Raw genomic sequence first — 7385 nt, forward strand, 5'->3', positions numbered from 1 at the left:
GTAGTCCGGTGCAATCCACCGAGATCCGGGGATAAGACATAAAGGCTGGGGCAGGATCCCCTCTGACCCATTTCCTCGGATCTCGGCCAGGGATCCCTATACTGGGGTAGAAGCACTGGAAGGCACCGGAACGGCAAGGGTAGCATTAGGTCAGACTGCTAGAGGGGGAAACAACCGATGGGATTGTTCGATCGGGTCAGCCGAATCATCAGATCCAATATCAACGCGCTGGTCAGCAGCGCCGAAGATCCGGAGAAAATCCTGAACCAAACCATTCAGGACATGTCGGAGGATCACTACCAAATGCGGCAAGCGGTTGCCCAGGCCATTGCTGCCCAGAAGCGGATCGAGCGGCAGTATGAGCAAGCGCAGCAGAACGTTGACGAGTGGCAAAGACGGGCCGAGTTGGCCCTGCGCAACAACAACGAAGCCCTGGCCCGCGAAGCGCTGGTGCGCAAGAAAACCTTTGCCGAAACTGCCCAGAGCCTGAAGCGGCAGTTGGATGAGCAGACCAAGCAGGTGGAGGTCTTAAAGGCCAACATGACCAAGCTGGAGAGCAAAATCGCCGAGGCCAAGACCAAGAAAGATATGCTCATCGCCCGGGCCCGCGCTGCCAAGGCTTCTCAACAAATTAACCAGGTCATCGGACGGGTGGACGCCACCAGTGCCTTCGCGGCTTTCGAGCGCATGGAGGAGAAGGTGAACTCCCTGGAAGCTCAGTCGGCGGCGGTGGCGGAGCTGGCGGTGGACAACTTGGAGAACCAGTTTGCCGCTTTGGAAGCAGGTGGGTCGGATGTCGATCACGAGCTGATGATGCTGAAAGCGGCGATGCAGGGCCAATTGCCCGCCGGAGAGCGGAAAGTTTTGCCGCAAGCCCAATCTGCTGCCTCGGCTGAAAGCGAGGTAGATGCGGAGTTGGAAAATCTGCGCCGCGAAATCGACCAGCTTTGAACAACGGGAGGCCGTGTCTGCCTGAGTTCCTGGGGCATGTTTCCTCTTGGCTTAGGTGGGTTGGGGTGTCCTTACCGGGGGGACACAGAGTGGTAAGCTAGCCCAGAAGAGCTCTCGGCCTGCTTCTGGCAGGGGGGGAGCTTGGGTTAAGGTAGCCTTCCTGCGTTTTTGCGAGAGAACCAACAGCGATGACAACAGCGAGTATCAAGCCTCTTTTAGATGCCAAGCAACTGTTGCAGGCTTATGCGTCTGGCCAGCGGGATTTCTCTGGCTCCAACTTGAGCGGAGCCCAGTTGAGCGGTGCGAACTTGAGGGGCATCATTCTGCGGGATGCCGATTTGAGTGGGGCGGATCTGCGCGAGGCGGATTTGGCAGGGGCGGATCTCTCCGGAGCCGACCTGCGCGGAGCCAAGCTGCGACGGGTGAACCTAATCGGAGCTAAGTTGGTGAAGGCGGATCTGCGGGGGGCCAACCTCTACCGGGCTAAGTTGCTCAGGGCTGACCTTAGCGAAGCAGAGCTGAACCGGGCCGATCTGCGCATTGGCGCCGATCTGCGCGGAGCCATCATCACCAACACCCACTTCCGTGGCGCCCTTTACGACGAGTACACGAAGTTCCCGGATGGCTTTAACCCGACCGAGATGGGCATGTAGGCTTTCTAGGGAACCAGCTCCTGCCACAGTTGGGTAACGCCTTCGGCAGCTGCTACAAAGGGCGGGTTGTGCAGCTCCGGTTTGTTGTAGCGCAAGGGATCCCCTTGCAAGTTCGTGACACTTCCCCCCGCCTGCTCGACGATACAGTGGGCGGCGGCGGTATCCCATTCCAGGGTGGGGCCAAAGCGGGGGTAGAGATGGGCGGATCCCTCGGCCACCAGGCAAAACTTGAGGGCGCTACCCACAGACTTGACTTCGAGAGAACCGTAGCGCCGTCGCAGCCGCTCCAGGAATTGCTCCGTCTCCGGGCTGCGGTGGGAACGGCTGGCCACCACCTGCAGAGGAGCCTGGGCGGGGGGGCGGGCCCGGATGGGCTCTTTGCCTTTGTAGGCCCCCAGCCCTTGCGCTGCCCTGTAGGTAAGGCCGAGAGCCGGGGCATGGACGACGCCTAAGATGGGGATCCCCGCCTCGACGAGGGCGATGTTGACCGTGAACTGGCCGTTGCGCCCGATAAACTCGCGCGTGCCATCTAGGGGATCCACCAGCCAGAACTGCCGCCACTGTTGCCGCTCCGAATAGGGGATCCCGCCGCATTCTTCCGACAGCACGGGGATCCCCGGAGTTAGATCTTGCAGGCCCCGCAGGATCAGGTGGTGGGCGGCCAGATCTGCTTCAGTGAGGGGGGAGAAGTCGGTCTTGTCCCTGACTTGGATCTGCTCTTGCCGATAGATCTCCAGAATGGCCTGCCCGGCTGCTTCTGCAAGGCGGCTGACATGGGGCAAGAGATCGGCCAGATCCTGCATGGGCAACCCCCCAAGATTTAGCAGCGCACCGGAATGCCGTGGGCGGCCAAATCGGCTTTGATCTGGGCAATCGTCAACTGGCCGTAGTGCAACAGAGAAGCCAACAGGGCTGCCTCTGCCCCCCCCTCCTGCAGAGCTTGGCGGATGTGGGCACAGTCTCCCGCCCCCCCTGAGGCGATCACCGGCACCGCCACCGCCTCGGCCACGCGGCGGGTCAGCTCCAGGTCGTAGCCCGCTTGGGTGCCGTCGGCGTCCATGCTGGTGAGCAAGATCTCCCCTGCCCCTCGCTCGGCCACGGTTTTGGCCCACTCCACCACGTCCAGCCCCGTCGGCTCCCTCCCCCCGCGCACGTACACTTCCCATCCCCCTGGTTTGGCGCGGGCGTCGATAGCCACCACGATGCACTGGGATCCAAACTGACGGCTGGCCTGGGTGACCAGATCCGGATCCCGGACTGCCGCCGAGTTGAGGCTTACCTTGTCGGCCCCGGCCCGCAACAGTTGCCGGATCCCTTCCACATCGCGGATCCCACCTCCCACCGTGAGGGGGATGAACACCTGCTCCGCCGTGCGCTGCACCACCTCCAGCAAAATCTCCCGCTCCTCGTGGGTAGCGGTGATGTCCAGAAAGACCAGCTCGTCCGCCCCCGCCCGATCATAAGCCTGGGCCAGCTCCACCGGATCCCCGGCATCGCGCAACTGCACAAACTGGATCCCTTTGACCACCCGCCCCGCCGCCACATCCAGACAGGGAATGATCCGTTTGGCCAACATCGCCTTCTCCTCCGCTGGCGTGATGGCCTAGCCGAAGCTGATGACCAAGAAGGGTTCTTGAAACTTGGCCCCGGCCACCTGCCGACCCGCCAGGCTGGGAGGCAAGAACAAATTGCGCCGCTGATCCCCGGCGGTGATGGTCAGCTCCGGGCCCGACTGGCTCAGCTCGATCTGGGCCTTGCTGAAGCCGGGAATAAACAGCTTGACTGTACGCGCTCCCTCGTCGATGGCCACGGGCGGCGGCACATCCGGCACGGCGAATATGCCCCCCACCGCTGCCTCCAAAGCTGACCAATCGGATCCTTGACGCAGGGGAAGTGTGCGTACGGTCAAGGGGAAAAAATCGGCAGCCGAGACCTCGCCCGGAGCCAGAGGGGTGACCCAGAGACCGCCCACCGTCAGCCCCACCATCTGGGCACTGCCCCAGAGGTAACGGGCGGTCTGGACAGCCATCGGATCTGGGGTGGTCACCAAGTGGGCCAACACACGGCGCGGATCGGCGATGGCCTGCCGCCCCTGCTCGAAAATGTTGGTCATCCCCCCCAGCCGATTCGACAGATCCTCTAGAGACGAGAACTCCACGGTGCTGACAGACCGCAACAGCGGCTCGGCAAAGGGGCGCAGGGTCTTGGCCAAGTCGGATCCCCAAAAAGCCTGGGAAGCCCGCCGCCAGTACCAACTGGCCACCTCCGGGATCCCAAAAGCCCGCAAGGTGGTCAGATCCCCCGGCCCATCGTAGAGAATGCAGTCGTATTGGCCGCTGTCATCGTAACGGCGCAGCGCTTCCAGAGCCAGGGCCTGATCCATGCCCGGCAACACCCCCAGCTCCTGGCCGTAGATCTCCCGGAAAAAGGGAGTGCGCACATATCGGGCTTCCAGCTCTTTGGCCGCCGTCCAGTGTTGTTCCAGAAGCTGAGTTGTGCGCAACTGCACCACGCTCAAATTGGCAGCAATGGTCACCGGCTCCCCGGCAAGTGGGATCCCGCCCAAGAGCATCTCCAGCGCCGGCCCCGCCTGATGGCCCACCAACAGCACTCGCCGCCCCTGTTGGGCTGCTGCCCGCGCTGCTGCCACCGCCAACGTGCTCCGGCCTGTGCCCCCCTTACCCAAAAAGGTGAGGATCTGGCTCATTCCCGCTCTCCTGCCTCGCCGTAGATGTCGATGTACAAAGACTGGCCCGCCAACTGGGCTGCCGCCATCATCACCTGCCGAATCGCCTGCAGAGTGCGCCCGCCGCGCCCGAATACCCGCCCGCGATCCTTGGGGTCAAAGGCCAGCCGCAGCCATACCTTGCGCCCGCCACAGGTGGTTTCCACGTCCATCTGCAGCCCAGATGAGCTGAGCAACGGCTCGATCAAAAGATGGACAAGGGCTTTGTAGTCTGGCATGGGCGTCTGGCAAGGAAAAACGGGTTCAAGCCGAGCCTATAGCCAAAAGGTTAACCGATGGCGTCAGCGGGACGAAGTCCTTATCCTAGGCTTTGGCTGCTTCTTCGACCCGTGGCTCTTCAATTGCAGATTCTTGGTGGCTCGATTCTGGCAGGGATCCAGCCTCTGCCACAGCCGGCTCTGCATCGGGTTCAGGAGCTTCCGTAGCAGGTTCTTCTGTTGGCTCAGGGATCCCAGCTTCAGGCTTGGCGATGGCCGGGATGCGAATCGAGGCAACCACTCCGCCTTCTCCTGCTTTCAGCATCTCGTAGATGCCGGCCTTTTTGAGAAGACCCTCCACGGTCTCCGTGGGCTGAGCGCCACAACGCAACCATTTGAGCAGGCCCGCCGTCTCCAAAACCGTCTCTTTGGTGCGCGGGTTGTAGTAGCCCAATTCCTCCAGCGGACGGGCCTCGCGACGGCTTTTACTTTCGATGGCGATGATGCGATAGCTGGGTTGCCGTTTTTTTCCGTAGCGCTTGAGCCGCAATTTGACCATGGGGTATCTGCTCCTTAGGGTTGCTCCGCAAGCTGTGAAGGGTGGTTAGAGAAAAACCAAAATCAAACCCGTGCCCGCCACCCCGATCCCCTACCGGAAATCTGGGCAGACACAGGCTCTCTATTTTAGTCGATTTTTTCCTTGGCTGAAAAAGAGCCAAACCGACGCCGGGCGGCGCTCTTCATGGCAAAGTTGAAGAGGAAACCCACACTCAGCAACACCCCCCATGGTCAACTACGCCGACTTGACAGATGAGCAGCGCCAGCTCTACCTCAAAGCCCTGATCGCGGTGGCCCGAGTGGACGGCCAGTTGGACGAAGAGGAAACCAACTTTTTCCTGCAAATTGCCGAAGGGATGGGCATTGAAGAACAGGTGGCCCAAACCTATCTGGCCGAGAAAACAGACGCAACCCTAGACCTCAGCGGGATCCCGCCTCTGCACAACGCAGCCGGGGCCTTGATCCTGCGGGATCTGACAACAATGGCGGTGGTCAACAACGAGCTGACAGAAAAGGAGGAGGCGCTCATTTTTGAGATCGGCAAGGCCATGCAGTTCAGCCGGGAGGAGATCGACGAGTTCCTGAACTGTGCCTTCATGGGCCTGCAATGGCAACTGAAGAACAGGGGCTTGCTAGAGCGCTACGCCCAGCCTTCTCAGGGAGATCCAGCTACCGAATAGCATTAGATAGCATCAGCCAGAACAGCCGGCCTTGGCAACCGCATCAACACCCCGGCTTGGTGTTTCCCCCAACCAAGCCAGGGAGCCTTTCAGGTTCAGCCCAGACATCTGGCCATCGCAACCTAGCCGATAAAGCGATCCAGGGCCCGTTGCAGCTCTTCCAGCTCCACTTCGATATTGCCGGTCTCGATGGCGTGGCGGATGCAATGGCGGATGTGATCGTCCAGGATCAGCCGCGCCACCCGATCCAGCGCCCCCTTGACGGCGGCAATTTGTAGCAGCACATCTGGACAAGGTTGATCCTGCTCGATCATGGAGCGGATCCCGTGAACGTGCCCCTCGATGCGCGCCAAGCGGTTGATCAACTTGCGCCGTGACTGAGGATCATGATGGTGAGGCTGGGCCCGCCCAGACAGGGGCGGCTTTTCCAGCGCCAACTCCCACTCCTCCTCCCAATCGGGTTCTGAAGGGAGCGGTGGAACGGAGCGAGCGCCAAGTGGAAGGACAGGATCGGACATAAAAAGGGCAGAAGACTGCTTGCATAATACTGCTTGGTTTTCCCTGGGAACGATAGGGTACTCTACAATAAGAAAAGATATGAAATTTTGTAAAACCTCTCATACGCTGGCTCCATGACCTCTGTGCTCTCCCCCTTTGGCCCTGTAGAAGCGGATCTGGAGCGTTTACGCCAGAACCTGACGCGGTTGGTTAGCGCCAAGCACCCCATTCTGGCTATGGCTGCCGAGCATCTGTTTTCGGCAGGTGGGAAAGGGATCCGGCCAGCCATTGTGCTCCTCATTGCCCGTGCCACCACTCCCGATGGGGAGATCACACCCCGCCACTGGCGCTTGGCAGAGATTACCGAGATGATCCACACGGCCAGCTTGGTACACGATGATGTCATCGATGCTGCCGACGTGCGACGAGGAATCGACACGGTAAACACCCTCTTCGACAATCGGATAGCCGTGCTGGCGGGGGATTACCTCTTCGGTCAGGCTGCCTGGTATTTGGCCAGTCTGGACAATCTGGAAGTGGTGAAGCTCCTTTCCAAGGTGATCATGGATCTGCCAGAAGGAGAGGTGCGTCAGAGCCTTACCCGCTTCAACCCGGATGTGTCGATGGAGGACTACCTGGCCAAGAGCTTCTACAAAACGGCCTCCCTGATGTCCGGCAGTTCCAAGGCTGCCGGTCTGCTGAGTGGGGTGAGCGAGGAGGTGGCGGATCGGCTATTCGATTTTGGGCGGGATCTGGGCATTGCCTTTCAGATCGTTGACGATCTGCTGGACTTCACCGCTTCGGCAGAGATGCTCGGCAAGCCGGTGGGATCCGACCTCATCCAGGGCAACCTCACCGCACCCGTTTTATTCGCCTTAGAGGAATTTCCCCAGATGCGGGAGCTCATTCTCAGGGAACTGTCCAACCCGCAAGACCTGAAGCAGGCCCTAGAGTGGGTGTATCAAAGCGAAGGGATCCCACGCTCTCGTCAGTTGGCGCGAGACTATGCCCGTCAGGCCGCCGAGGCGCTGGAAGTGCTCCCGGATTCTGTAGCCCGCCGGGCTCTGTTTCAAATGGTGGACTATGTGCTGGAGCGGCTGCA

General features: G+C 60.7%; 9 protein-coding genes and 1 pseudogene. 4 read left to right on the top strand and 6 right to left on the bottom strand.

All coding sequences use genetic code 11. From position 1 onward, the window contains the following. The first annotated feature begins 177 nt into the window (after positions 1-177). Positions 178-951, top strand: a complete 774-nt coding sequence (locus tag NW844_RS11500) for a PspA/IM30 family protein (protein ID WP_414335790.1) — start codon at positions 178-180, stop codon at positions 949-951. A 188-nt stretch (positions 952-1139) separates the two neighbouring features. Further along, entirely contained in the window at positions 1140-1604 is a 465-nt protein-coding gene (locus NW844_RS11505) for a pentapeptide repeat-containing protein (RefSeq protein WP_414335792.1), read from the top strand. Positions 1605-1609: 5 nt separating this feature from the next. Here NW844_RS11505 and cysQ read toward each other — a convergent pair whose 3' ends face one another. The 5 genes and pseudogenes from cysQ to rpsP all read right to left on the bottom strand — a co-directional run. Then, positions 1610-2407, bottom strand: coding sequence for a 3'(2'),5'-bisphosphate nucleotidase CysQ (cysQ, locus tag NW844_RS11510; protein WP_414335794.1), 798 nt, complete (start codon positions 2405-2407; stop codon positions 1610-1612). A 17-nt stretch (positions 2408-2424) separates the two neighbouring features. Beyond that, positions 2425-3180, bottom strand: coding sequence for an imidazole glycerol phosphate synthase subunit HisF (gene hisF / locus NW844_RS11515; protein WP_414335796.1), 756 nt, complete (start codon positions 3178-3180; stop codon positions 2425-2427). A 27-nt stretch (positions 3181-3207) separates the two neighbouring features. Beyond that, positions 3208-4311, bottom strand: a complete 1104-nt coding sequence (locus NW844_RS11520; RefSeq protein ID WP_414335798.1) for an ArsA family ATPase — start codon at positions 4309-4311, stop codon at positions 3208-3210. Further along, a complete protein-coding gene (locus NW844_RS11525) occupies positions 4308-4568 on the bottom strand; it encodes a KH domain-containing protein (protein WP_414335800.1) in 261 nt (86 codons plus the stop codon). Before NW844_RS11525 ends, NW844_RS11520 begins: the two co-directional genes overlap by 4 nt. A 292-nt stretch (positions 4569-4860) precedes the next feature. Continuing rightward, a pseudogene (gene rpsP / locus NW844_RS11530) lies at positions 4861-5106 on the bottom strand (30S ribosomal protein S16); the annotation flags it as partial. 226 nt (positions 5107-5332) lie between these two features. Between rpsP and NW844_RS11535 the strand changes: the two are divergent. Next, on the top strand, positions 5333-5785 hold the full coding sequence (locus tag NW844_RS11535; RefSeq protein WP_414335802.1) for a TerB family tellurite resistance protein: 453 nt from the start codon (positions 5333-5335) through the stop codon (positions 5783-5785). A gap of 122 nt (positions 5786-5907) precedes the next feature. Here NW844_RS11535 and NW844_RS11540 read toward each other — a convergent pair whose 3' ends face one another. Beyond that, complete coding sequence (locus tag NW844_RS11540; protein ID WP_414335804.1) at positions 5908-6303, bottom strand: metal-sensing transcriptional repressor; 396 nt, start codon at positions 6301-6303, stop codon at positions 5908-5910. Positions 6304-6417: 114 nt separating this feature from the next. Between NW844_RS11540 and sds the strand changes: the two genes are divergently transcribed. Further along, on the top strand, positions 6418-7385 hold a 968-nt coding region (gene sds / locus NW844_RS11545), incomplete at its 3' end, for a solanesyl diphosphate synthase (RefSeq protein WP_414335805.1).

This window comes from Synechococcus sp. H55.2 (assembly GCF_047462495.1).
Taxonomy (GTDB): Bacteria; Cyanobacteriota; Cyanobacteriia; order Thermostichales; family Thermostichaceae; genus Thermostichus.

Coding starts and splice junctions, on each gene's coding strand:
- NW844_RS11500 (WP_414335790.1), top strand. CDS start 178: ATGGGATTGTTCGATCGGGTCAGCCGAATCATCAGATCCAATATCAAC.
- NW844_RS11505 (WP_414335792.1), top strand. CDS start 1,140: ATGACAACAGCGAGTATCAAGCCTCTTTTAGATGCCAAGCAACTGTTG.
- cysQ (WP_414335794.1), bottom strand. CDS start 2,407: ATGCAGGATCTGGCCGATCTCTTGCCCCATGTCAGCCGCCTTGCAGAA.
- hisF (WP_414335796.1), bottom strand. CDS start 3,180: ATGTTGGCCAAACGGATCATTCCCTGTCTGGATGTGGCGGCGGGGCGG.
- NW844_RS11520 (WP_414335798.1), bottom strand. CDS start 4,311: ATGAGCCAGATCCTCACCTTTTTGGGTAAGGGGGGCACAGGCCGGAGC.
- NW844_RS11525 (WP_414335800.1), bottom strand. CDS start 4,568: ATGCCAGACTACAAAGCCCTTGTCCATCTTTTGATCGAGCCGTTGCTC.
- NW844_RS11535 (WP_414335802.1), top strand. CDS start 5,333: ATGGTCAACTACGCCGACTTGACAGATGAGCAGCGCCAGCTCTACCTC.
- NW844_RS11540 (WP_414335804.1), bottom strand. CDS start 6,303: ATGTCCGATCCTGTCCTTCCACTTGGCGCTCGCTCCGTTCCACCGCTC.